Source organism: Sulfuricurvum sp. (genome assembly GCF_030691015.1).
GTDB lineage: Bacteria > Campylobacterota > Campylobacteria > Campylobacterales > Sulfurimonadaceae > Sulfuricurvum.
Map to the genome: position 1 here is coordinate 30226 of NZ_JAUYFF010000014.1, position 25727 is coordinate 55952.

General features: G+C 41.4%; 28 protein-coding genes. 23 read left to right on the forward strand and 5 right to left on the reverse strand.

What is annotated here, in order from left to right:
- Nucleotides 1-209: 209 nt before the first annotated feature.
- The 8 genes from Q8O20_RS09610 to Q8O20_RS09645 all read left to right on the forward strand — a co-directional run bounded on the left by Q8O20_RS09610 (nt 210) and on the right by Q8O20_RS09645 (nt 8887).
- On the forward strand, nt 210-1712 hold the full coding sequence (locus Q8O20_RS09610; RefSeq protein ID WP_305530983.1) for a 4Fe-4S dicluster domain-containing protein: 1503 nt from the start codon (nt 210-212) through the stop codon (nt 1710-1712).
- Nucleotides 1712-2293: a molecular chaperone TorD family protein gene (locus tag Q8O20_RS09615; RefSeq protein ID WP_305530984.1), complete on the forward strand. Its 582-nt coding sequence runs from the start codon at nt 1712-1714 to the stop codon at nt 2291-2293. Before Q8O20_RS09610 ends, Q8O20_RS09615 begins: the two co-directional genes overlap by 1 nt.
- A gap of 14 nt (nt 2294-2307) precedes the next feature.
- On the forward strand, nt 2308-2523 hold the full coding sequence (locus Q8O20_RS09620) for a twin-arginine translocation signal domain-containing protein (RefSeq protein ID WP_304742621.1): 216 nt from the start codon (nt 2308-2310) through the stop codon (nt 2521-2523).
- A 21-nt stretch (nt 2524-2544) separates the two neighbouring features.
- Entirely contained in the window at nt 2545-5385 is a 2841-nt protein-coding gene (locus Q8O20_RS09625) for a molybdopterin-dependent oxidoreductase (protein WP_305530985.1), read from the forward strand.
- Between the two features lie 12 nt (nt 5386-5397).
- Nucleotides 5398-5994: a formate dehydrogenase FDH3 subunit beta gene (gene fdh3B, locus Q8O20_RS09630; RefSeq protein WP_295011819.1), complete on the forward strand. Its 597-nt coding sequence runs from the start codon at nt 5398-5400 to the stop codon at nt 5992-5994.
- Nucleotides 5984-6931 carry a cytochrome b/b6 domain-containing protein gene (locus tag Q8O20_RS09635; protein ID WP_305530986.1) on the forward strand — a complete coding sequence of 316 codons (948 nt, stop codon included), beginning with the start codon at nt 5984-5986 and terminating at the stop codon, nt 6929-6931. Before fdh3B ends, Q8O20_RS09635 begins: the two co-directional genes overlap by 11 nt.
- 62 nt (nt 6932-6993) lie before the next feature.
- Nucleotides 6994-7848: a formate dehydrogenase accessory sulfurtransferase FdhD gene (fdhD, locus tag Q8O20_RS09640; protein WP_305530987.1), complete on the forward strand. Its 855-nt coding sequence runs from the start codon at nt 6994-6996 to the stop codon at nt 7846-7848.
- The gene (locus Q8O20_RS09645; protein ID WP_305530988.1) at nt 7832-8887 is read left to right on the forward strand and encodes a hypothetical protein; all 1056 of its coding nucleotides are present in this window, start codon (nt 7832-7834) and stop codon (nt 8885-8887) included. Before fdhD ends, Q8O20_RS09645 begins: the two co-directional genes overlap by 17 nt.
- Nucleotides 8888-8961: 74 nt before the next feature.
- Here Q8O20_RS09645 and Q8O20_RS09650 read toward each other — a convergent pair whose 3' ends face one another.
- The 3 genes from Q8O20_RS09650 to msrA all read right to left on the reverse strand — a co-directional run bounded on the left by Q8O20_RS09650 (nt 8962) and on the right by msrA (nt 11497).
- Nucleotides 8962-9771 carry a nucleotide-binding protein gene (locus Q8O20_RS09650; RefSeq protein ID WP_305530989.1) on the reverse strand — a complete coding sequence of 270 codons (810 nt, stop codon included), beginning with the start codon at nt 9769-9771 and terminating at the stop codon, nt 8962-8964.
- 197 nt (nt 9772-9968) lie between these two features.
- Entirely contained in the window at nt 9969-10808 is an 840-nt protein-coding gene (locus Q8O20_RS09655; protein WP_305530990.1) for a Bro-N domain-containing protein, read from the reverse strand.
- A gap of 149 nt (nt 10809-10957) precedes the next feature.
- Nucleotides 10958-11497 carry a peptide-methionine (S)-S-oxide reductase MsrA gene (gene msrA / locus Q8O20_RS09660; RefSeq protein ID WP_305530991.1) on the reverse strand — a complete coding sequence of 180 codons (540 nt, stop codon included), beginning with the start codon at nt 11495-11497 and terminating at the stop codon, nt 10958-10960.
- A 98-nt stretch (nt 11498-11595) separates the two neighbouring features.
- On the opposite strand from msrA, the gene Q8O20_RS09665 reads away from it, so the two are divergent.
- From Q8O20_RS09665 to Q8O20_RS09710, 10 genes are all read left to right on the forward strand, one after another.
- A complete protein-coding gene (locus Q8O20_RS09665; protein ID WP_305531058.1) occupies nt 11596-12120 on the forward strand; it encodes a 3'-5' exonuclease in 525 nt (174 codons plus the stop codon).
- 312 nt (nt 12121-12432) lie between these two features.
- Nucleotides 12433-13644: an EAL and HDOD domain-containing protein gene (locus Q8O20_RS09670; protein ID WP_305530992.1), complete on the forward strand. Its 1212-nt coding sequence runs from the start codon at nt 12433-12435 to the stop codon at nt 13642-13644.
- Nucleotides 13645-13697: 53 nt separating this feature from the next.
- Nucleotides 13698-13895, forward strand: coding sequence for a CCE_0567 family metalloprotein (locus Q8O20_RS09675; protein WP_294894573.1), 198 nt, complete (start codon nt 13698-13700; stop codon nt 13893-13895).
- A gap of 10 nt (nt 13896-13905) precedes the next feature.
- A complete protein-coding gene (locus Q8O20_RS09680) occupies nt 13906-14184 on the forward strand; it encodes a hypothetical protein (RefSeq protein WP_304742639.1) in 279 nt (92 codons plus the stop codon).
- Nucleotides 14184-14618, forward strand: a complete 435-nt coding sequence (locus Q8O20_RS09685) for a GNAT family N-acetyltransferase (protein ID WP_305530993.1) — start codon at nt 14184-14186, stop codon at nt 14616-14618. The genes Q8O20_RS09680 and Q8O20_RS09685 overlap by 1 nt, the downstream gene beginning before the upstream one ends.
- A 208-nt stretch (nt 14619-14826) precedes the next feature.
- Nucleotides 14827-15741 (forward strand): nitrogenase iron protein, encoded by a 915-nt coding sequence (gene nifH, locus Q8O20_RS09690; protein ID WP_294894564.1) that lies wholly within the window; start codon nt 14827-14829, stop codon nt 15739-15741.
- Nucleotides 15742-15855: 114 nt separating this feature from the next.
- The gene (locus Q8O20_RS09695; protein WP_305530994.1) at nt 15856-16215 is read left to right on the forward strand and encodes a hypothetical protein; all 360 of its coding nucleotides are present in this window, start codon (nt 15856-15858) and stop codon (nt 16213-16215) included.
- A gap of 14 nt (nt 16216-16229) precedes the next feature.
- Nucleotides 16230-17699 carry a nitrogenase molybdenum-iron protein alpha chain gene (gene nifD, locus Q8O20_RS09700; RefSeq protein WP_305530995.1) on the forward strand — a complete coding sequence of 490 codons (1470 nt, stop codon included), beginning with the start codon at nt 16230-16232 and terminating at the stop codon, nt 17697-17699.
- A 4-nt stretch (nt 17700-17703) separates the two neighbouring features.
- Nucleotides 17704-19248 carry a nitrogenase molybdenum-iron protein subunit beta gene (gene nifK / locus Q8O20_RS09705; protein WP_305530996.1) on the forward strand — a complete coding sequence of 515 codons (1545 nt, stop codon included), beginning with the start codon at nt 17704-17706 and terminating at the stop codon, nt 19246-19248.
- 116 nt (nt 19249-19364) lie between these two features.
- A complete protein-coding gene (locus Q8O20_RS09710; protein WP_305530997.1) occupies nt 19365-19553 on the forward strand; it encodes a hypothetical protein in 189 nt (62 codons plus the stop codon).
- On the opposite strand, the gene Q8O20_RS09715 is transcribed toward Q8O20_RS09710, so the two are convergent.
- On the reverse strand, nt 19554-20327 hold the full coding sequence (locus Q8O20_RS09715) for a GGDEF domain-containing protein (protein ID WP_305530998.1): 774 nt from the start codon (nt 20325-20327) through the stop codon (nt 19554-19556).
- A 13-nt stretch (nt 20328-20340) separates the two neighbouring features.
- A complete protein-coding gene (locus Q8O20_RS09720; RefSeq protein WP_305530999.1) occupies nt 20341-21915 on the reverse strand; it encodes a bifunctional diguanylate cyclase/phosphodiesterase in 1575 nt (524 codons plus the stop codon).
- A gap of 121 nt (nt 21916-22036) precedes the next feature.
- On the opposite strand from Q8O20_RS09720, the gene Q8O20_RS09725 reads away from it, so the two are divergent.
- From Q8O20_RS09725 to Q8O20_RS09745, 5 genes are all read left to right on the forward strand, one after another.
- Complete coding sequence (locus Q8O20_RS09725) at nt 22037-22258, forward strand: hypothetical protein (protein ID WP_305531000.1); 222 nt, start codon at nt 22037-22039, stop codon at nt 22256-22258.
- 3 nt (nt 22259-22261) lie between these two features.
- Nucleotides 22262-22474, forward strand: coding sequence for a hypothetical protein (locus Q8O20_RS09730; protein ID WP_304742657.1), 213 nt, complete (start codon nt 22262-22264; stop codon nt 22472-22474).
- Nucleotides 22475-22539: 65 nt separating this feature from the next.
- Nucleotides 22540-24687 carry an ATP-binding protein gene (locus Q8O20_RS09735; protein ID WP_305531001.1) on the forward strand — a complete coding sequence of 716 codons (2148 nt, stop codon included), beginning with the start codon at nt 22540-22542 and terminating at the stop codon, nt 24685-24687.
- Nucleotides 24684-25181 (forward strand): chemotaxis protein CheX, encoded by a 498-nt coding sequence (locus Q8O20_RS09740; RefSeq protein WP_305531002.1) that lies wholly within the window; start codon nt 24684-24686, stop codon nt 25179-25181. Before Q8O20_RS09735 ends, Q8O20_RS09740 begins: the two co-directional genes overlap by 4 nt.
- The gene (locus Q8O20_RS09745) at nt 25174-25623 is read left to right on the forward strand and encodes a response regulator (RefSeq protein ID WP_305531003.1); all 450 of its coding nucleotides are present in this window, start codon (nt 25174-25176) and stop codon (nt 25621-25623) included. The genes Q8O20_RS09740 and Q8O20_RS09745 overlap by 8 nt, the downstream gene beginning before the upstream one ends.
- The last annotated feature ends 104 nt before the right edge of the window (nt 25624-25727 follow it).

Here is a 25727-nt window from a genome sequence, read left to right on the forward strand (position 1 = left end):
TAAAAGGTTAAAAATATTTTAACCTAACTATCTTATATTTCGCTTGATTTTTCTATAATATTAAATAAACAACTTTAATATTAATTTAAGCTACAATGAAGAATAATTACAAAACGTAAAAAAATAGTTTACTTATTGCCCAAAAAGATACAGGCTGTATCGCTACACGTTGGCAAAAATCTGATCGTAACACACGACAAAGGATTTTTATGACCGATTATAGCGCTATGACATACGCCTGTATGTATTTATTAGAAAACTCACCTGATACCGATAAAGATAAACTGATTCGTATTCAACAAACAGTGGATGACACTTTATTTGATAATACGCTTGATTTCTCTTATCCTCTCAATGATCAACATTCTATTGTTATGATAAACGACGGTACGTATAGTGTAATAGGATCATTAGACGAAGGGTTCAAGGTACAAGTTGTCGATGCTTCTAAAATTGTTAGGATTGAAGGACGTGCCGGCGATTATCAAGTAAACGTTCGAGCGGGCAACGAGATCGTTAAATATCCTGCAGCATCTTTGATTTACTGCGGAGATAACAATCCATGGATTAAATACGATGCGATTGAGATTCACGGCAATCTCTCCCGTGTGGCTTCCCAACTTACTGCCAGAGCAACCAAAAACACCTTCACCAAAAGCCTTCTTTTCACGGAAGGACAATGCGATTACGCTTCCAAAGATACACCTGCATGCCGCGCATGTCTGGAGAGCTGTGAGTATTCCGCTCTCGTCGAAGACACAGAGGCAAAAACCATCCATTTACGTCTAAGCGACTGTACCGAATGCGGTTCATGTGTTGCGGTATGCCCATCCGGAGCGATCCAAAATTCCCGTTTTAATGTTGCGGGATTAATTGCAGCGTTGGAAAATACGGAAGGTTACGGTGTTCTTGTCGCAACCGATGCAGACTTGATGAAACTCTCTTCACCACTCTACCGCGAAACGGTGATACTCACTATTCCGAATTATTCTCTTCTTAATGAACTCTATCTCTCATTATTGGTTCTCAAATCAGGGGGAGACGTTTACTTCCCTGATATGACAACACTGCCGGTATCCACCCAAGCAGCTATTTGCAACGTAAACCGCATCTTCGAACGCTTCGGTGGAGATGTGATCGGCGATATAGTCTCAGCGTCTCGCCATCCCAAACGTTTTGCACCGATTGCTCGACGATTGGACAATATGCCGCTTCGTATGGCGGTGAGCGAAGGATTGGCATCTCTAAAAGGATATAGCAACAACGTCTATACTTTGCCAAATTCACTTTTCAGTGATCTGCACATCGATGATAAATGTACTTTGTGCATGGGATGTGCCTATGTGTGCAAAAGCGGTGCATTTCAAGCGCAACCGGAGAATCAATCTCTGGCTCTTAATCCTGCATTGTGTACCGGATGCGGTCATTGTGAGAGTATCTGTCCTGAACACTCTATTACTTTGGCACCGGGGCGTTTTAGAGAAGAGGAAACTTATGTAACCTTTTCGGCGGTTGCCAAAGATGACGTTTTTTGCTGTGTCGAATGCGGAAAACCGTTTGCAACGGAAAAAGCCATTGCGAAAGTAGCGGGTATGTTTGCTTCATTGATGTGGGACGATGTTAAAACTCGAACGCTCTATTGCTGCGGCGAGTGCAAACCGAAGTTGATGCTCAAAGATCACTTTGATAATACGGCTAAGGGAGGATATTAATGGAATCGCTTGTTGGCGCTAGAGCCTCAATCTATAGTGTCCTAGGTTCGTTATACCGAAACGAAGGGGTAGAGAAAGATTCAGAATCGATCCTCACGGTACTTCGTGCTGTGAGTGAATCGCCGTTTGCCGAGGGGATCACGGAGTACACTGATCGGATGATCACCGCATTGCAAGATCATAAAGACGAGGTAGCGCGGGAAGCGCATGTTTTGTTTAATCTCCCGTTCGGCGATTTTATCAATTCTTCTATGTCTTATTATCATGATCAACGTGAACTCGGGATGCCGACGATTATGACCAAAGAGATTATGTGTGAAGCCGGATACATTAAAGCCGATTTCGTGAGTGTCGGGGAAGATGAAGCCGGTATAGTATTGGGTCTTTCCGCCAGCTTGCTTAACGATGGACATATTGAGTTGCATAAAAAACTCTTCCAAAATGTTATTGAGCCTTATATCGGAGGATTTATCGATGCGCAGTTTAACAGTGATCGAGCTGATTTTTACCAAGAGTGTGCTTCGTTTTTAGCCCTTTTTATCGCATTCGAAAAATCGTATTTTGAATTCTATTTATCTTAGGAAAGGAGGTAACAATGGACACTAACGGACGACGAGATTTTCTCAAACGGTTAGGGATCGGAGGCGTTGTTGCGGCGGGAAGTTTAGGCTTGATCACCGCGACGCATCCCAGTCGCAATCGGGGTGAACACACCGAAGGTGATGGGGTTGCTGTCGGGAATTCCCGCAAAGATGAAACACTCTATACAAAAACGGAATATTGGGACAAATTTTATAAATCTGCCCTCTAATTTTTATGAAAAGGAGAACGAATGAGTCCAAGAAACTCAACGGAATTGTTGAATTCGAAGATGGGACGCCGATCATTTTTAAAAATGGGCGCGCTCACTTCGGTCGGTGCGGTTGCGGTTTGCTCAGCAAGTGAACCGATAGTCAAAGCAACGCCGCAACAACTGAAAGAAGCCTATCCGGGTTCAAAAAAAGTGAAAACTATTTGTACCCACTGCTCGGTCGGATGCGGAATTATTGCGGAAGTAAAAGACGGTGTCTGGGTAAGACAAGAGGTCGCTCAAGAGCATCCTGTAAGTCTCGGCGGTCATTGCTGTAAAGGTGCCGACCTGATCGATAAAGTACGCTCAACGAACCGTTTGCGCTATCCGACAGTTAAAAAAGACGGTGTCTGGGAACGTATCGGATGGGATGAAGCGCTTGATTCGGTGAGTGCTCAAATCCAAGCTCTACAAAAAAAATATGGACCTGATAGCATCATGATGCTTGGGTCAGCAAAAGTTTCGAACGAACAATCGTACTATATCCGCAAGTTTGCCGCGTTTATGGGAACGAATAATATCGATCATCAGGCTCGTATCTGACATAGCCCTACAGTCGCCGGTGTGGCGAATACACTTGGGTATGGCGGTATGACCAACCATCTGGGAGATATGCAAAATTCGAAAGTCATTTTGATTATGGGAGCTAATCCTGCGGTCAATCACCCTGTCGGAATGCAACACATTCTAAAAGGGAAAGAGAACGGTGCGAAAATTATTTCGATCGATCCTCGATATACTAAAACATCTGCACATGCGGATTTGTTTGCACGTATTCGAACCGGAACCGATATCGCATTTTTATACGGAATGATCCGTTACATTGTTAAAAATAACTTGCATGACAAGCAGTATTTGGATGAGCGTGTTTTCGATTGGGAATCCATTGTTGTCGAAGCAGAGCAGTATACGCCGGACGTTGTTGCAAATGTGTGCGGATGTACAGCGGAAAAATTCCTAGAAGTGGTGAAGCTTTTTGCTGAAAACTCTCCGGGTTGTTTGATCTGGAATCAGGGATGGACACAGCATACGATCGGAACCAGTAACACCCGTTTAGGGCCGATTATGCAAATGTTCCTCGGAAATATCGGAAAAGTGGGTGGCGGATGTAACATTCTTCGCGGACATGACAATGTTCAAGGGGCGAGTGACATGGCCAACCTATCCGACATTTTGCCGGGATACTACCCGATCAATGAGGGGTCTTGGAAATATTATTCAGGACAATGGCAAGTCGATTACGAATGGTTAAAAGGTCGATTTAAAACCAAAGATATGATGGAGAAAAAAGGGTTTGCCCTCTCTACATGGCCATGGGGAGTTATTGATGATGAGAATGCTGAAAACAATGCAGGAACGCCTCTTAAAGCGTTGATTTGTATCGGTAACGGTATTTCAACGATTACAATGACCCATAAAACGAAAGAAGCGTTGGACAAACTTGATTTGGTCGTCTTTATCGATCCGTATGTCAATGATGCGGCGGTTATTACCGATCGTACCGATAATATGTTCTTGCTTCCGGCAGCCAGCCAAGTGGAAAGTTCAGGTTCGGTAGCGGCGACAAATCGCAGTTATCAATGGCGTTCACAGGTTGTCAAGCCTCTTTATGAAGCAAAAGAAGACCACGACATTTTATTTGAATTTGCAAAACGTCTCGGATTCTATGAGGAATTTACCCGTTCGTTGAAAAATGGCAAACCGAGTTACGAATGGCCTGAAGATGCGACGAGAGAATTTAATCGTGCCGTCAAAACAATTGGTCTACAAGGGGTAACACCGGAACGTATGAAACGCCAACAAGAGAATTGGGCGCTGTTTGATCCACTTACTCTAAGAGGCTCCGGTGTGGTTGAGGGCGAATATTACGGATTGCCGTGGCCGTGCTGGAGTGATAAACATCCGGGAACTCCGATCATGTACCGAACCGATGTATCGGTTATGGAAGGTGGTATGGGATTCCGTGCAGGATGGACGGACAAGGGACCAGATGGCAAACCGGTGGTTGTCGCTGAGAAAAACGGACAAACATTGCTTGCGGTTAATGAACCGATCGGTTCACGATTCAAAGGCGGACATCTTGAGATTACCGCAGACAATATCGAATCTTTCGGCATCACATTAACGGCTGAAGAAAAAGAGAAAGTCAAAGGTAAAAACTGGAAAAACGATAATACGTATATTCTGGTTAACAAAGCGTTGGAAGCAGGACTTTGTCCATACGGAAACGGAAAAGCGAGAGCGCGTGCATGGGATTGGGCTGACCAACTTCCTAAACATCGTGAACCGCTTCACAGCTTCCGTCAGGATTTGGTTGCCAAATATCCGACGTTTGAAGACAAAAAAGATCACTATCGTACGAATATTCGTTACGCCAGTGAGCAAAATAAACAAAACTGGGTTGCGGATTTCCCGATCAATGTTGTCACAGGACGTATCGTTGAACACATGGGTACGGGAACCGAAACTCGAGCCTCAAAATATTTGGCCGAACTTTCAGGGGAGATGTACGCACATATCCATCCGACACTCGCCAAAAAATATGGGGTTGATAACGGTGACATGATTTGGGTACATGGAACGGGCGAAGGTAAGATTAAAGTGAAGGCGGTCTACAGTTATTCGGTCGCTGAAACGGATATTTTCATGCCGCAAAACTTTTCGGGTCTATGGAGCGGTAAAAGCCTCGTAGACAAATATCCGAAGGGGACTGCACCGTATGCGCTCGGAGAAAACTCGAATCAGGTTACAAGTTACGGGTATGACATTGTCACCGCTTGCCCTGAAACTAAATGTACGCTCGTGCGTATTGAAAAAGCGTAGGGGGGCTGATAAATGTCACGTATGAAATTTTATTGTGACGATTACCGATGCATCGATTGTAACGGGTGTGTCGTCGCGTGTAAAGAAGCGCATGAAATTCCTGTCGGCGTCAATCGCCGACGGGTTATAACCATCAACGAGGGGATCGAAGGTAAACAGAAATCTCTCTCAGTGGCATGTATGCATTGTTCCGATGCACCGTGTCAAAAAGTGTGTCCGACGGATTGTTTTTATATCCGAACGGACGGAATCGTATTGCATGACAAAGATAAATGTATCGGATGCGGCTATTGCCTTTATGCATGTCCTTTCGGTGCTCCGCAGTTTGGACATGAAGGTATCTTCGGTGTCAAAGGGGTCATGGATAAATGTACCTTTTGTGCCGGTGGACCGGATGAAACGCTCAGCGAGAATGAATTTGAACATTACGGACAAAACCGTATCGCCGAGGGGAAAATCCCGATGTGTGCATCGATGTGTTCAACCAAAGCGCTCATTGCCGGCGATGCCTCTGAAGTCGATAAGATTTATGAGTATCGCACTGCTAAACGCGGTGATAATACATCGTTGAAACCATACGGATGGGAGGCATACAACAATGGAAAGTAAAACTTTTTGGGAGTGTAATAAAGCCTACATTCTAACGGCTCTTGGGCTTGGTGTAGTCGGATTCGTTTTTGTCGGATTTTTGATGATTATGGATTGGGGTTACCTGATCCAATATACGATGCATGCACTGATCGGTGATACCAGCGGTGTACTTACTGCTCCCGCTTCAGAGTTGGAGCAAATGGTGAATGCCGCTTTCGGTCCGGCTTACAATAGCGTTGCTCCTGAAATTATTCGTGCGAGCAATGAGCGTCAAGAGTATATATGGTACGTATTCTTTGCCGAGATTATGATTTTTGTCTTTTTGTACATTAAAAACGGTCGAGTCACGCCGACGATTACACGTCCTAACGATACGGTTCAAGTATTGACATCGTTCCAACGAGCGGTGATTTGGCTGAATATCGGGATGATTTCCATACTCGTATTGACCGGATTTAATATTACATGGGGTTTACGCTCTGAGGGGGGAGATATTCCTCGTATCTTGAGAGAATTCCATGAATTAACCGGTTTGGCATGGATCGGTGTTTGGCTCGTCTTTACCGTTATTGCGGCTAAAGATATGAAAGGGTGGAGAAAAAACAGCACGTTCCGCCATTTCTTGCCGGGAAGCTTTAAACCTTCCAAGCGAGTTATCTGGTTTTTCTATGCCGCTATGGGGGCAGCACTGTGTTTCAGCGGTGCGATGATTATTACATTGCATCCGAGTTCATTGACCCATGCTGATGTGATTCAATTCCGACGTGTATTGCTCTATCTACACTTCGGTGCCAGTGTTTTGATCATGTTCTTTATCCTTGATTTTGTCTACGCCTCGGCGGTTTCAGTCAAAGGATATCTAAAAGGGCTATGGAGCGGTAACTATCCGAGAGAATATCTTGAACAGGTAGCTCCGGACGTATTGGAAGATTTGAAAAAAGCGGGACGCGCATAACGTCTGGCATTGGTTCGAAGCGGAGGAGTTCTCCTCCGCAATTTTATATATAGGGTATCGACATGTCACAAGAAGTTCTTAAAAAATTGATTATCGAAAAAGTGTATCGTAACGGCTCCGTGATGATCGAAGAAGATGAGATTATTGCCGAAGAGCGAATCGACTTTTATCTAAATGGAATGAAACTCCTCTCCGTCATGGGGATCGCACAGGATCAAGATGCCCATATCGTCGGATTTTTGATGAGTGAAGGGGTTATTACGCATGTGGAAGATATCCATTCTTTAAGAATTTCCGATAACGGTTTATCGGTTTATATTGACGCATCGGTTAATGAAGATAATATTCAGAACCTTTTTAAAGAGAAGACCCTTACCACAGGATGCTGCGTCGGTGTGACGGGAAATGTGGAAGATAAAATCGTCAAAGAGTTTAACCGCTCTACCGTGAGCTATAACGTTGATATGCTGTTTGACGAAGTGGATCGTTTTTACGGCAGCAGTGCACTGTTCCGCCAAAGCGGATGCGTCCATAAAGCACGATTGGTACTGAAAGAGGGTGAAGCGATCGAAGCGGAAGATGTCGGTCGTCATAACGCTATCGATAAAGTGATCGGGAAAGCCAGGTTGTCTCACGCCGATACCCAAGACGCTTTCTTGATTGTAAGCGGCAGACTCTCGATGGAGATGGTTGTCAAATGTGTCATGCACGGTATCACGATGGTGATTTCTAAAGCGGCTCCGACACGGTTGGGGATTAAAACCGCCCAACTTCACGGTATAACGTTGATCGGATTCGCACGAGAGGGGAAAATGAATCTCTATACCCACTCCTCACGCGTCGATACCGCGCATACGGTAATTCAAGCCGATTCGACCTCTTGTATCATAGAAGAGGTGTGTGTTGCAGCCTCTTAAAAAGCTCTATTGTCTCGATGTCAACCACGCACCGAGCTTTCAGCCGTTTGATTCTGCACCCATAGGGATACGTTTACGCAGCGGTGACGGTGAAAGTCTTGAACTCTTAAAAAATCTAAACCGCTCCTTCGCAGCGGCTTTCGGATATTCCGAAGCGGTGTTTTGCAATTTTTCGCCTGCTGCTTTGAGTTTTTTTATCGATCAGGCTGTTCCTTCAAAAGAGATCATTGCCTTCTCTTCAAAACTCCCTCATAATCTGTATCATGCCGGACAATTTCTCGAAAAATCAGGACGCACTATTCTCTGGATAGAGGCTGATGCCGAAGGGAGACTCAGTGAGGATTCTTTGGCTTCGGCAAAAGAGCGCGGAGCTCGCTATTTGGTGTGCAGTGCGGTTGATGAAGATACGTTTTATGTTGAGTCGATGAAAAGAGTTAACCGATATTTTGACATGAAACATCTGATTCTGGATTTGAGCAATGCGTTGAAACTAGAAAATATCCCCAAAGTATTTGCCGCATTCGTCTGGGGCTACAAAGTTGGTTCGTTTAAACATTCGGGTATTTTCCTTTGCAGTAAATGTTCCTTTACTGACATGATCCCCTCCATCGACTTAACGGTGTATGACCATTTTTATAATACGTATATGAAAACGGCAAATGATTCGTATGAGAACATCGAAGAGATACGAGATTGTTTTGTGCAGCAGATTACGGATGCTCTGGGGTGCAGAGTAAAGTTGATGATAAATCCTAGCTTGACTCTGCCGAATTCCTGTTATATCGGATTTGACGGTGTATTTGCCCGAGATTTGATCCGATCCATGGCAATTGAAGGGATCTTTTTAACCAATGGAGAGCTTTGCTCTCTGGGATTGTCTCAACCCTCGCGTATTCTAAAGGCTATAGGATATTCAACGGAAGAAGCCAGTACGGCGATCAGTTTTTCATTTGGAAAAATGACGCAGGAAGAGGTAGAGAGTATCGGTGAAAAAATAATCTATAAATATAGACAGTTGAGGGCAATTCTCGTTGATTAAATAAAGTAGCCTGTCCTCTTTTCTCAATGAGAGATAATGAGTTATAGGTATTACCTGACCCTTTTTCTTGAGGCTTATATGAGATTGTTAAGCTGATATCCGCATGCCTTCAATTCTTTGGCAATTTCGTTTTTCCATGCCCCATGTGGGTCTAAACTTACATATACAACACCACTGATATCATTTGGTGTTTCAATATCCCCCCTGACTAAGGAGCATACATTTTCTCTCCCAAGTTTTGCCATAAGGTAACCATGTTCAAAAACTACATTTTGGCGTGCCCTATTTTTAGGAGAGATACCCGATTCATGAACTCCTCGTCCAAGATCACATGCTGTATATAGAACAAGAGCAAAATCAGCATCATTTGAGTAGTGCTCAATTTTTTCTATGATTGTCATTCCTGCGCTGGCTTGTTCATGTAAAATAATTGCTTCTAATCCAAGCTTTTCTATAAATCTGCTAACTTCTTGCTTTGCTTCATTGTCGCGTCCATGAACGATGAACACTTTTCGCTTATTTCTTGCAACAACTTTTGACTGAAGCATAGACACATTTTGAAGTGTGCTAGTTGCTTGCGTTTGTTGGATAGGTTGTCCAAATTCAAGAACATCAAGAATCGGTGTAAATTCTTCTGATATAAAAGTTCGTCGTTCAGCGTAAGTCCCAAATTTTTGTTTGATAAATTCCCAGAATGTATCAAGACTACGATGTTGTTTTAACCATGTTGGTAATAAAGGCGAAATATTTGGATTGCTTAATAGTTCATGACGTAATATTTCAAATTCACGTGAATCAGCAACGAGTCCAGTTGCTCTGGAAGTTAAAAGATTTGCTAGATAGCTAGCTTTATCAAAATCAGTCTCTAAGAATTTAATACTCAATTTTATAGACCCTTTCTTAAATCAATATCAAACAAAATGACATATTTTTATTGATTTTACTATGAAATGTGGAAGATTACAAGAGAAAAGAAAATGGATTCAAGTACGGGATGACGAAGAACTGGATTCCCAATCGAGTTGGGAATGACGGAAGGTGTTTCGTTTGTGGTGGGCTGGGATAAATGTAAGCTAGGGTGTTATTTAATCTTCTTTCGTTCTGTGGCTTCCAATACAGCTTTTGCATTCAAGCTCGTCACCACTTTTTTACCTGTTTGCGCTTCCAACTCTTGGAGGGCCACTTTGGCAACTTTTCCACCTTGGGCTGCTACTTTTTTGCTTTCTTCAAACGTTTCAGGGCTTAGTGCTTGTGAAATATCTTTTGTAGAAGCTTCAGCCAACATATTTAAAATAAGTTCGGTGTTGGTCATGTTATCCCGTAGGTTTTCTTTTTTTAACCCTTTTAGAATTTTATACTCTTTGGTGGTTTTGTCTGCCCATGTTTTGGTGATAATATCGGTGAGAGTTGCGAACTGCATCCCCTCTCTTATCCCTCTTGATTTCCACTCATCGGTAAGTTCTTTGCGGATTTCGATACTTTTTAGCCGTTGGTTGATCCAGTTTTCACTGTATCCTAGTTCTAAATATTGTTTTAATGCTCTATCTATACTTAGCTCAGGGTCTTGCATTTCATCTAACCGCTCACTAGCGATTTGTGCTAACCAAAGTTTAAAGGGTTCTGCTTTTGGGCTTGGAATAGACTGGATCAGTCTGAAAATTTGTTCGGTATCGGCAACATCGGTTTTATAAAATTTGCCGTCTGTAGATTTCATTTTCAGTTGACTACAATTTGTAGCCAACTGACTTCCTTCTGCTTTGAGTCTCGTTTTTAAAACACTCCAATATTTTCTCGCATTTGGACTTTCAGTAAGTATTTCAACTACATCAACAATAGAGATATACCACTTTTCGTTTTCCTCATCCCAGAGGGTGCGTACTTTTTTAGTGTCAAAAATTTGAATACTATCGTGAGTATTCATCTCAATACTTCAGCACAAATTTCAAGCTTCATTTTTAATGTTCCTCATTTGGCGCATATTCGATTTGTTTTTTATTCTATCTAAACCACGTTAAAATGGATCGATAAGTTGGCAATTTGACATATTTTCAATCTTCATTTTTCCAGTCTTTAGCGAAACCTTTTGACATATGCGTGACAATAGGGCTGTTTAGCCTTTTTGGCGTAGTAATCTTGATGATAGATTTCGGCAGGATAAAATGCAGAGAGCGGGAGGAGTTTTGTCGCGACTTTATAACCATTAGCGTTCAACTCTTTTATCAAAGAGCGGACAATTCGGCGTTCTTTTTCATCGTTTACAAATATGGCAGATAGATACTGCTCTCCGATGTCGGGCCCTTGACCGTCTTGCTGGGTAGGATCGTGAATCTCGAAAAAAGCTTTTGTCAGTGTTTCATACGAGATAAGTGAGGAATCATAGATCACTTCGACCGTCTCTAAATGACCTGTGTTATGACGTACTACCTGTGCATAGGTAGGATTTTTAACATGACCGCCCATGTATCCTGATTGTACCTTTTTAACCCCTTTGAGTTTTTCAAGATGATATTCAACACCCCAAAAACACCCTCCTGCATAATAGGCTTTTGACAAAGTCGAAGCATGCACCATCACAGAAGTAAAGATGAGCAGAATCCATAACGCTTTCATAGTATCACCCCCCGAAAGATATTCATATTATGCACTCATGACACTGGTATCTCGGTAAAATGTCGAATAAAATTCATGTAGACACCGATGGAGAACACTTGATCATTCTTGACTTTGAAACCAACTCCGCCAATATCCATGACGTGATTGAAGTTGCGGCATTTCGGATTAAAAGAGAAGAGGGGGCTTATGTCATTGCTGACACGTTTCATCGCTACTACTTTTCAGAATACGAAGTGAATCCTCACGCACTTGCCGTCCATAAACTCTCCCCCGATCGAATCGAGCGACTACGAGCCAATGTCGATTATGCAGAGTATTTCGTAGAAGATCAGGAATTTGCAGAGTTTTGTCGGGGAGCTAAAACACTTATAGCTCACAATATAGCGTTTGAACTGCGCCATATCGGTGAACTTGTCCGATTCGAGAAACACTTCTGCACGATGAAAACCAACAAGAAGATTGTAGGGGCTCTCAATATCAGAGGGAGTCTCAAAAATCCGAAACTATTAGAAACCTGCCGATATTACCGAATTGACTTCGATGAAAATCAGTATCACAGCGCCGTGTATGATGTCACAAAAACACTTGAGATACTCAACCGCATGGATGTAGAGATTTGATTTTATTCAATACATCCAAAAGCCATATTGGTGATATGGTATTCTTTATGGCTTCTACGACGAAAATTAAACAATCGTTTGAGTAAACGTATCATAGTGAACCTTTCATGCAAAAATTTGCATATATCGAAGGATGATTTTTCGAGGACTAAAGGAGTATGCCACTATACCCATGAGAGTTTTATAAGCATTTTTTTGCGCTTGATTCTTTTCAGTTTTGTCTTTGTTAAATCAGATTTATGTTTAGTTGATAATTACCGATTTAATAGGTAAGAGAAAGTATTAAAAATATTAATAGAAAGCGGGTTCATTTTGAATAGAGTATATTTAGCTAAACAAAAAATTTTTAATCGGCAAGGGAAGTTATTTGCCTATGAACTGCTTTTTAGAGACCATGCCTACGGGATCAAAGAGTTTCCAACCAATATCCGGGCTACCTCGCAAGTTCTTTTAAATACGCTGACCAATATAAAAATCAATGAGCTGTTGGGAGATAATGGAGTTGCATTTATCAATATGGATGAGCATGCGTTGATCTCCGGGATTATTGATCTTTTAGATAAAGATCGGTTTGTTATCGAGATTTTAGAGACAACGGATTTGAATGATAAAGTTCTAGCAAAAATTAAACAGTACCATAAACGAGGTTTCAAAATCGCGATTGATGATTTTGATTGCAGTGTTGAAATGATAAAAAAGTTTACACCCATCCTCAAATATATTCATATTATTAAAATTGATGTCCTTGCCGCAGAACAAGAAAATTTGAAAAAGGTTATGGGTAAGATCAAACAACTTGGGATAAAAGTTCTGGCTGAGAAGGTAGAAACAGAAGAAGAATATAAAAGTTACTTGGCAATGGGATTTGACTTGTTTCAAGGATACCATCTTCACAAACCCGAAGTAGTAGAGATGGACAGGTTTAAAGACGCAACCCAAATGATCATTTTAACCTTGATAAAATTGGTCAAAAATGATGGACAAACATCAGAAATAGAGTCATTTATTAAACAACGAGCGGATCTCTCCTATAAATTGGTTAAATTTATCAATAATCATGGCAAATTTGAGACGAGAGTCGAATCGATTACGCAGATCATTACGCTTCTTGGCAGGGATAAGCTTTTGCGTTGGCTCCTTTTGTATCTTTATGCCGAAGTCTCTGAAAATCCGATTTCTGAGACGATCATGAGCATTGCGGTTCGAAGAGCGGAGAGAATGGAAGAGGAGGCGCATCACAGTGATAAAGACAAAGCCTATCTAGCCGGAATGTTCACAATGCTAGGCGCACTTTTTGAAACAGATATCAAAAATGTGATGAAAGATATTAAAATGGACAAAGATATTACCGATCTCGTCGTTGCAAAAAAAGGGAAATTCTTATCCAGTTTTAAAAAAGCGGAACACTCTGAGAGAGAATATTTAAAGTCACTTTTATGCAACAGTTTTGATAAAATCGATATTACACTGATACTCTATGCGTTAGAACTCAGCAATATACATATCGATGAAAATAGATTATAAAATTCTTTACAGATGAATAAAAAATGCATTTATAGATTCAAAAAGGATCTAGTATGTCAGAGATGAATGAAGCAGAACACAAAAAAGAGCTGGCAAAACTCAAACGTTTAGCCGTAGAGGTCGCCTCTGAAATCCACGATATCGTCGAAGATACCGTATGGACAAATCACGTAAAAATGCCTGAATTGGCTCAAAAATTGTATGAAGCGGTTGAAAAAGCTAACGCCTATAAAGCGGAGCACTCCCTCTAAGGGGTGATGTATGGCAACAAAAGAAGAGGTCTTAGCACTCGAAGTGTGTGAATGCGGCAACAAGAGCGTTGCCGAAGCGATCACTATTTTTCAAGAAACCTCACTTCCCTATAAAAAAGCGAAAAAACTGGTGACAGAGTGTGACAAAAGCTGCTGTCGTGCAGCTCTTTTGCGACTCTTCGATATGGCGTATTTCGGGAAATTCGATTACGATGAAATAGAGCGATTGATTCAACTGCGTCACGATAAGCTCGGAGAGTTGCTCGAGCGGATGAAAACGGGACGATGATGATCCGAAGAGCTTGTTATGATGATATTGATGCAATGGCAGGGTTGCTGAGCGAACTTTTTGCCATCGAAGATGACTTTAGTATCGATATCGAAAAACAATCTCGCGGATTGAAACTTTTACTCGATACACCGAGCGCGATTCTTCTTGTCGTAGAATCGAAAGAGGGTGTTATCGGTATGGCGACTCTCCAAACACTTATCTCTACGGCGATGGGTGAGAAGGTCGGGCTAATAGAAGATGTTATCGTCACGGAAGCTTATCGGGGATCGGGGATCGGTAAAGCGTTACTTGAAGCACTGATAGCAGAATCTGAAGGTGCGGGACTGAAACGTTTAGCCCTCGGAGCCGATCACCGAAATCATAAAGCGATAGCTTTTTACCAAAAACAGAGATTTTCCATCAGCAACATGGGATTGATGTATCGCCTCTAATTTTTTCTCACACTATTCCCTTCTATAACTTAAGCAGATTATCCTACTAACTATCGCTCAAAATAGAATATGTATGCTCCTGCAAAAGCTATTCCTACAAATTTGTCACCAAAATCCTATTTTGTCGCTCTCTTTGAGTAAATGTCGCAAAAAACCATAGAACACCCCTTGCATCAACCTAAGTGAAGTTCAAAAATAAGGGGATAACATGGCTGGAGCAGCTAGCTTGCGACAAATCGCGTTCTACGGAAAAGGTGGGATCGGTAAATCTACTACATCTCAAAATACATTGGCAGCAATGTCACACTATTTCGATAAAAATATTATGATCGTCGGATGTGATCCAAAAGCGGATTCAACTCGTTTGATTCTTCATGAGAAAGCACAAGATACTATTCTTTCTCTTGCAGCGGAAATGGGAACCATCGAAGATGTTGAGATGGAACAAGCTCGTCTTTGGGGAAAAGGTCTTTTTGATAAAGAAACTCCGGGCGGTTGGATCAATTGTACAGAATCAGGCGGACCAGAGCCAGGAGTAGGTTGTGCAGGTCGTGGTGTTATTACGGCGATTAACTTTCTTGAAGAAGAGGGTGCTTACGATGAAGAAGGTTTAGATTTCGTTTCTTATGACGTTCTTGGTGACGTTGTTTGTGGTGGATTCGCTATGCCGATTCGTGAGGGTAAAGCACAAGAAATTTACATCGTTATGTCTGGTGAAATGATGGCGATGTATGCGGCTAACAACATCTCTAAAGGGATTTTGAAATACGCAAACACAGGTGGAGTACGTCTTGCAGGTCTTATCTGTAACGCTCGTATGACAGATAAAGAGTACGATTTGGCGCTTGAGCTTGCTCAACGTATCGGAACTCAATTGATCCACTTCGTACCACGTAACAACATCGTTCAGCATGCTGAATTGCGTCGTATGACGGTTGTTGAATACAGCCCATACTCTGACCAAGCTCGCGAATACAAAGAGCTTGCTCGTAAAATCGTTTATAACGATATGAAAATTATCCCTACTCCAATCAGTATGGATGATCTCGAAGACTTGCTTCTTGCATTCGGTCTTGAAGACGAAGTTGACGAAAGTCAAGTCGGAAAAGCAGCAGAAGCTTAATTAGTCACGTTACCCCGTGGGTTCCTCTTTTGAGGAATCTTCAATGGTCGTCATGAAAATGACAAATAACATCTTGTTAATAATGAAAAGAAAACAACAGAAAAAGGAGATTAGATGTTTGTATTAGGTTTTCACTTCCCAGCAGATATGGGGAATCAAATTCCAGACGAATTAGTTGCAGAAAAAATTGCCGGTGTTGATATCAGTGACGTTAAAGAGATCAAATTGTTGATGGGTACAAAAGACAAAGATAAAGAGTGGATCAGCTATACCAACAACTCTACATTTTTGTTCCGTGCATTGGTTCATTACTTCAAAGAAGAGAACCCTGATAAAGCTCAAAAATACATGATCTACATGAACCGTTACCAAATGTCTGCTATCTCTAAACGTGTAGATGCAGCGGATGATGAAACAATGAAATTGTGTCACAACTTAGATTCGATGGAACAATTCCGTATCGAAGTCGCGTAAGGAAGGGGTGTATTATGGGTCCAGAAACACTAGAAGCTAAACAAAAAGCGGCCATTGAAGAGATCTTAAAAGCGTATCCTGAGAAAGCGGCAAAAAACCGTGAAAAACATCTCGGTGTCGGATCTCCAAATGATGAAAATCAAAAAACCTGCGGTGATGTCCGCTCAAACAAAAAAACCGTTCCGGGTGTTATGAGTCAACGCGGTTGTGCTTATGCAGGGTCTAAAGGGGTTGTATGGGGTCCGATCAAAGATATGATCCATATCAGTCACGGTCCTATCGGATGCGGTCAATACAGCCGTGCAGGTCGTCGTAACTATTACATCGGGGTAACCGGTGTTGATACTTTCGTAACGATGAACTTCTGTTCGGATTTCCAAGAAAACAACATCGTTTTCGGCGGAGATAAAAAATTGGGTAAATGTATCGATGAAATCGAAGTACTTTTCCCACTCAATAACGGTATCACGGTTCAATCCGAGTGTCCGATCGGTTTGATCGGGGATGATATCAATGCGGTTGCTAAAACCAAAGCAAAAGAGATTGGTAAAACGATCGTTCCGGTAAACTGTGAAGGTTTCCGTGGGGTATCTCAATCATTGGGTCACCACATCGCAAATGACGCGGTTCGTGACTATATCTTTGACGGTGATATGAGCCATATTGATACTACGAATGTTACTCCGACTGAGTACGACGTAGCGATCATCGGAGACTATAACATCGGTGGTGACACTTGGTCAAGCCGTATCCTTTTAGAGGAAATGGGTCTTCGTGTCGTTGCACAATGGTCAGGAGATGCTACTCTTAAAGAGATGGCATTGACGCCGAAAGTAAAATTGAACTTGCTTCACTGCTACCGTTCAATGAACTACATCAGCCGTCACATGGAAAAAGAGTTCGGGATTCCTTGGATCGAGTATAACTTCTTCGGACCGAGTCAAACGATTAAATCACTTCGCAAAATTGCTGCTTTCTTCGACGAAAGTATCCAAGCAAAATGTGAAGAGGTTATCGCGAAGTATCAGCCGATGATCGATGCGGTTATCGCAAAATACAAACCACGTCTTGATGGTAAAACCGTTATGTTGTTCGTCGGCGGACTTCGCCCTCGTCACGTTATCGGTGCCTATGAAGATTTGGGTATGGAAGTAATCGGAACCGGTTATGAGTTCGCTCATGATGACGACTACAAACGTACCAAAGAAGAGATCTATCGCTCAACCGTTATCTACGATGACGTCAATGAGTATGAGCTTGAAGCATTCGTTAAAAAACTTCAACCTGACCTTGTAGCTTCAGGGATCAAAGAGAAGTATGTATTCCAAAAAATGGGTCTCCCATATCGCCAAATGCACTCTTGGGATTACAGCGGACCTTACCACGGATACGACGGATTCGCGATTTTCGCACAAGATATGGATTTAGCAATTAATTCACCTGTATGGGCTCACAGTAAAGCACCATGGGAAAAGGAAGGTTGAGACGATGCAAGAAGTAGAAAAAATCGTAAACGGGAAAGACCTGTTTAAACGCCCAGAGTACGCTGAAGTACTCGCAAACAAAAAACAATTCGAATCTTCTATGCTCGCAATCAACCCTGCGAAAGTAGATGAAATCGCTGAGTGGACTAAATCATGGGATTACCGTGAGAAAAACCTTGCTCGTGAAGCGGTTACCGTCAATCCTGCAAAAGCATGTCAGCCTCTTGGGGCTGTCATGGTTGCACTCGGGTTTGAGGGGACTATGCCTTACGTTCACGGTTCACACGGTTGTGTAGCCTATTTCCGATCCTACTTTACCAAACACTTCAAAGAGCCGACTCCATGTGTTTCTGACTCTATGACTGAAGATGCTGCGGTATTCGGTGGATTGGTAAATATGAAAGAGGGTCTTAAAAACTGTGCGGCAGTTTATAAACCTAAAATGATCGCCGTTTCTACCACATGTATGGCAGAAGTTATCGGTGATGATTTACAAGCGTTTATCATTGCGGCAAAAGAAGAAGATAAAGGTGAGTTTTTACCTGAAGAATATCCGATTCCTTATGCGCACACTCCTTCATTTGTAGGAAGCCATATCACGGGTTATGACAACATGATGCACGGTATCATGTCTCAGCTTACTGAAGGTCAAAAAGGTGAAACGAAACAACGTATCAACATCATCCCTGGTTTTGAAACGTATATCGGAAGCCTCCGTTCGATCAAAAGCATCGTAGAAGCGTTCGGCACAGACTATATCATGTTGGGTGACCACTCTGATCAATGGGATATGCCTGCCGGTAACTACGAAATGTTCTCAGGCGGAACAAAATTGGATGATGCAAAAGATTGTATCAACTCTAGTGCAACGATCTCATTGCAAAAATATTCAACAACTAAAACCATGAAAATGGTCGAAAAACGTTGGAAACACGCTGGTGGACATAGTAACCCTATCGGTCTCAAAGGGACGGATGAGTTCGTTATGAAACTCGCAGAACTTACTGGTACAGAAGTACCACAGAAACTCAAAATCGAGCGCGGCCGTTTAGTGGATGCTATGCAAGACAGCTATCCGTACATGCACGGCAAAAAATTCGCTATCTGGGGTGATCCTGACTTCCTTCTAGGTCTCGTTTCATTCTTGTTAGAGATGGGTGCTGAGCCGACTCACGTTCTTTGTCACAATGCACCAAACGGTTGGGAAGCTGAGATGAGAGCATTGCTCGATACCTCTCCTGCAAAAGACAGTTTGAATGTATGGGCAGGTAAAGACTTGTGGCACATGCGTTCACTCCTCTTTACTGAACCTGTCGATTTCATGATCGGTAACAGCTACGGTAAAGAGTTGATGCGCGATACCGGTACTCCGTTGATCTACATCGGATTCCCGATTTTCGACCGTCACCACCTACACCGCTACTCTATCAGCGGATACGATGGAGCGTTGAATCTTCTTACTTGGATCACGAACAAAGTTCTTGACCAATTGGATGAAGATACTAAGCAAATCGCTACCACTGACTATTTCTTCGACCTCGTCCGCTAAGGACATCGCCTCCATTCGGGGGCAAACTTCATTGTTTCTCGTCATTTTTCCCCTTCGGGGGAATTTTTTTGGTTGAGTTTTTTACGAATGACTTAGTCAAACAAACAGGATGATTTATGGCCGGTGTACAGGATAAACTAAAAGCGGAGTTGATGGTCGATATTTATGCGAGTATTGATCGTATTTACGATTCGATCGAACAGCATTTTGACCTCGATGAAATTCGTCGTACGAATGTCATCAAAAGCCTCAATACGCTCAAAGACGAACTCTATTTCGTCGTTCAGAGCACACCGCTCTCCTGATTAGTCTGTAGTTGTTTTATTTTTGTACATTGCTTGATCGGCCGCTTGGATAATCGTATCGATATTCGTACCGTTTGTAAACGGAGCCATTCCGTACGCAAAATTGATTTTAAATTCGTTTTGTTCGACTTTGAAATGTATGTGATTACAGTATTCCAAAATCGCTTCCATTTTTGTTCTAATGTCTTTTGGTGAAACTTTTGCATCGAATATAAGCAAAAATTCATCTCCGCCGTAGCGAACGACACGCCCTCCGCTCTCTTTGAGCTTGAATGCAATGTGGATAAGTACTTTATCCCCGACAACATGTCCGTAGGTATCATTGATATGTTTAAATTTATTCAAATCGACCATAACAAGGGTACCGCTATCGCGGATGGATATATGATCGACATCGCAGAGTGTATCTTCGAACCATTTACGATTATAACTTTTCGTTAGACCGTCTTCATATACTATCTTTTGAAGTTCATGAATCTCTTCTTGCAGCGATTGCGTCTGTTTAAGTACTGCTTTTAAAATTTCTTTGTCTTCGGTTTCGATCGCATGTATTGCTTCGTCAGTACATTTTGAGAGAGTTATGAGATGGCGAACCATTTTTTCATCGAGCATTTCGGAGCTAAGTACTTGGTTGGGTTTAAGTTCAACGTTATGGGATCGTGCTTTTTCAGTGTAGATCCGATTGTATTCAGCGGGAAAAACAATTTTTAGCTTTTGGATACTCTCTTTGACCTCATTTGTAATGTCAATATGTTCTTTATATAAATCGCCCATGTATCCTCATTTCCTATATTTCTCGTATTAAGTGTCCAAAAGATTCGTTACTCATCGGTTTATAATAATAAAATCCCTGAATACAATCGACACCGCATTCGCGTAAAAATACCATCTCTTCAACACTTTCCACTCCCTCGGCAACAGTCGTCATCCCCAACCCTTTTGCCAAAGCGATGATGGTTTTGACGATGGTTTGGTTTTTCGGTTCCATCGTAATATTGCGGATAAAAGAGATATCGATTTTGAGTTTATCGATGGGGAGATGTTTGAGATAGGAGAGAGACGAATAGCCGGTTCCGAAATCATCGATCGAAATTTTAAACCCTTTGCTTTTGATTACCCCAAGTAAAGCGATTATTTTTTCAGGATATTCGAGAATTGAACTCTCAGTAATTTCAAGTTCAATCCAAGCGGGATTACACCCTGTTTTATGGAGCAGTTCATCGAGTTGAAGTAAAAAGTTTTGGTGAATAAGTTGTTTGGCTGATACATTGATAGAGATTCGCCCTTTTAGTATCCCGTTTTGTACCCATTCAGTTGCCATCTTAAAACCTTCTTCAAGGACAAATGCACCTAATTCAATAATTAAGCCGCGCTCTTCAGCGATCGGAATGAAGAGGGAAGGAGGAACCATCCCCTCCGGTGTAGGCCATCGTAAAAGGGCTTCCGCACCCACCATCATTCCTGAAATCGGATTGATTTGAGGCTGATAATACAAGGAAAGATCACGATTAGAAATCGCTTTTTTAAGATTGGAAGCAAGGGTAGTACGTTCTAATACCTCTTGGGTTAAACCGTCATTATAGAAACTATAGGTGTTGCGTCCTTGATTTTTGGCTTTATACATTGCTGCGTCGGCTTTTTGTAGAAGCTCCTCAGCGTTGGAAGAGTCCACAGGGTAGAGAGAGATTCCTATACTTGCCGTAATGAAGACCTCAATCTGATCGATATTAAAAGGATCATTGAGGGCTTGTATCAGACGGTTTAGACGGATCTGGATAGAGTGCTGATCTATTTTTGATTCAAGAAGTATAACAAATTCATCTCCTCCCGTACGAAGTATCAATGTATCTTTTGGAAAAAGATCTTGCAGCAGTTTTGCAAAGAGAATCAGTATCTGATCTCCGAAGCGATGGCCATAAGAATCATTGATCTCTTTAAAACCGTCCAAATCGATAAAAAATAGGGAGAATGGATGATCTTCCAAACGATTTGTTTTTATTTGCAGTATTTCAATGAGACTAAGACGGTTTGGAAGTCCTGTGAGGGGGTCATGATGAGCCAATCGGTCAAATCTTTTTTTACTTTCCAAAATAGTTTGTTCATGTTGTATTTGTTGATTGAGATGTTTTTGATAGGTTAAAGAGAGGCTATAAAAAAAACGGTAGCTCAGTAAAAAAAGAAAAAAAGTAGTAATGGTGATAAAAAACCACCCTTTATAGGTTTGAAGTGTGCTCAGTTGACGGCTATCTGAAGCAATCGATTCGACAACACTATCGGAAAAGTAAATCCATAGTAATCCGAAGATAAAGTATATAATGGAAATCCAAATGGCATTTTTAAGGCTTTGATTTTTAGTAAGCACTTAGCGTCACTTTTTATTGAGGTTGTTAGAAAACATTATACTACAAGAAAACCATAGAATGTTAGACAACTCTGGAACACACTATGCAGTTTAAAAAATATCAATTCAAAAGGAGTATAGTATGGAACATCATGTTGTTATTGAAAAGCTATGCAGCTGTGCAAAAAAAGAGGAGATGTCTCAAATAACTACCTACGATACGAAAGAGAATGCGTATGAAGCGGCTGAAACACAATTGGCCTATATGCAGGGACATTTTTGCGGTAAGCACGAATTCCAGCTTGTAGAGGTAGGGGATAATTACGTCATCGGAATGGCCAGCGGCTGCGGCTGTAAAGGATAAATTATGGAATACCACGTAGTAGTAGAGAAATTGTGTAAATGTGCAATCCGTAAAAATATGCCTCAAATTAAAACATTTGACGACAAAGAAAATGCTTATAGAATCGCACGTGCTTGGGCGCAGGAGTTAAATGAGAGTTTTTGCGGACAACATTCATTTGAGGTTGTAGAGGTGGATGAGAACTTTGTTATTACGGTCGGTGAGGGGAGCTACTGAAGTTTGATAAAAGACAATATTAAGTAGAATAAAACAATTCTATTTTTTTGAAGGTATTGGCTGGGATGAAAAAATACTATTACGGTGCCGTAGCATTTTATCTGATGGCTGTAATTGCGTATATCGGATATCAATATACGCAGCAGCGCTCGGCACTCGTAGCGGAGATTGATCAGCGATTAATACAGTGTGCACGTGTAACCGATCAGCTTTTGCCCCCATCGGTGCATACTCCCGTGATGAATGCGGGAAGCGTCTCTCCTGAACACGATCGTCAAAATCGTCTGGTACTATCTCGATTTGCTGAAACTATGAGTGTGAAATATGTGTATTCCTTTGTTTTAGAAAAGGGGAAAATCTATTTTACCTCCAGCAGTGCAACGAGCGAAGAACTTAAAAGCGGTGAGGATATCAGCTACTTTTTTGATGAGTATGCAGATGCTTCACCGATATTGTTCAAAGCGTTTAAAACCGGAAAAATACAGTTCGATGAAACAATCGATCAGTGGGGGCATTTTCGGTCTGTTTTTTTGCCTCATATCTCTCCGAGCGGACGTATATATATCACGGCGGCTGATATAGAAGTGAGCAATATCAATGCTCAATTAAATGCGCTTTTACTCCGTTCAATGGGGGAAGCCCTTTTTTATATGCTAATTTTATTCCCTTTTTTCATTGCTTATCGTATGCATAATCTAACCATACAAAAAGAACTGACCGCTCAAGTTGATGAGCGTACAGCGGATTTGAGAGAGCGTTCTGTCGCGGTAAAGCGTTTACTGGATAATGCCAATCAGGGATTTTTAACCTTTTCGGCATCGTTGGCTGTTGATAATGAGTATTCTCAAAAATGTGTCGAAATTTTTCAAGAGAAGATTGAAGGCAAAAATATCGGAGAGCTTTTATACCCCGATGATGCAGGTAAAAAAATGTTCTTTGATGAAACCGTCCGAGCCGTTTTCGACGAAGAAGATGATGTTAAAACTGAAGCGATCTTATCGCTTCTTCAACACGAGTTTATCCTCCACCATAAAGCGATTAATGTCGTCTATAAACAGATAGAGAAGAGCCGATTTATGTTGATTCTTACTGATGTTACCGACAAAAAGAATTTGGAAAAAAATATTGAAAGAGAACGTAATAGACTTAAAATGATCGTATCGGCTATCAGTAACAGTGATGAGCTTTTTGAACTTTTAGAAGGATATCAATCTTTTTTATCGCAGAGGGAATTCTTCGTTACATTTGAGCATACACCGCTTCAAAATCTTACAGAACTGTATCGCACAGTACACACCTATAAAGGTCTTTTTGCCCAAAAAGATTTTATTACGACGCAGGAGGGATTGCATAAAGTGGAATCCAGGCTCTCCCTATGGCTTCAGGAGGGGACAATATCGAATAAAACCATTCAAACGATGCTCAATAAAATCGATTTTGAGTTATGGCTTAAAAAAGATATCGATATCTTGCGTGACACACTGGGTGATGACTTTATGGACAAAAAGTCGACGATTACAATCGATGAACCTACTTTTGAAAAACTGCAGGCAAAAATTGTAGAGTTAATTGATGCTCAGCCGGATGAATGTCATGAATTGTTGGAACTTCTTGAGGTTATTAAAAGACTAAAATACAAACCGATCGGAGAGTATTTCACCTCATTAGCCAAATACGTTGAATTGCTTGGTGAACGTCTTGAAAAATCGCTTAATCCGATGGAGATACGGGATGAAACGACTTTTACGGTGGGAGATGAGTTCCGAGGATTTGCAAAATCGTTGATTCACGTTATCCGAAATAGTGTGGATCATGGGATTGAATCCCCTGAAAAAAGAGTTGAAAACGACAAAGAAGAATATGGAAACATTCTCTTCATTATCAGTGAAACAGATGATTCGCTCATTTTAGAGATCAGTGATGACGGACGTGGAATCGATAGAGAAAAACTCAAACAAAAAGCGATTGAAGGAGGATTTAGAACTTCCGCAGAGCTTGAGAATGATGAAGCCGTGATCGAACTGTTGTTTGAAGATTACCTCTCAACCAAAGAAGAGATCAGCGATCTCTCGGGTAGAGGTGTAGGTTTGGCATCGGTACGTTCGGAAGTATTAAAATTGGGAGGGAGCTATCGGGTGACTTCTGAGTTGGGAAGAGGAACACGATTTACATTTATTATCCCGAAAAAATCGCTTATTAAGGCAATTGTATGAAAAATAGTGACGTATTAAAAGAAGTTCTCACAGCCATTGTTCATCAAGTAGAATTATTTATGCAGGATGAGATGAAAATTGAAACCAAATTTGACGGTGAGTATCGGACGGTTGATAAAGTTGAATTAAAAAAATATACGACTACGATAGGGATCGGAGGGACGCTGAACCTTTTGTTCTATGCGACATACGATGAAATTCTTCTTGATAATTTGACCAGAGCTTTCGTGTACGGAGAGATACATGAAGATGAATTTACTGAATTACGCGACAGTGCCGCAGGAGAAATCGCAAACGTGATTATAGGGCACTCACTTAATTCTTTTCCCAATAGCGGACGAGGTGTGACGATTACCCCGCCCGTAACGATCGAAGATGCCAAATCGATCGTAAAAACAAATGGAGCAGAGATTATCAGTGCGATAGTGTTAACCCCTTATGGAATTATTGAACTCAATGTCATCGGTTTGGCTAAAGGAGAATGGAATGCTTAATGTTTTAGTAGTAGATGATTCGTTGATCATGAGACGTAATATTTCAAAAATAATAGAATCATTAGGACATAGAATAGTCGGAGAAGCAAAAGACGGGTTAGAGTCAATAACTCTTTATATGAAACTTAAGCCTGATTTGGTGACGATGGATATTACAATGCCGGAGATGGATGGAATAACAGCGGTTAAAGAGCTAAAAAAGATCGATAAGCATGCCAAAATCATTATGGTCACATCGCATGGTCAGGAAGAGATGGTTATAAACGCTATCCGTTGCGGGGCGAGCGGATATCTTCTTAAACCGATCAACGTGGTAAAACTGCGTGATTCGATACGGAAGGTTTTTCCCTCTATTGTCGATGAAACAACCTTGATGCATAGAGAGACGGCATTACTGGAGTGTGATGAAATTTGTTTACCTGAAATAGAGGACATCTCCTAAAAAGATCAATGTACTCTGCTATTTAACGTAATTTATAGCTATTTTCTTTTATAATTCCCTAATTTTTTTTAGCTATATTCACAAACTTTTAATGTAATACAAGG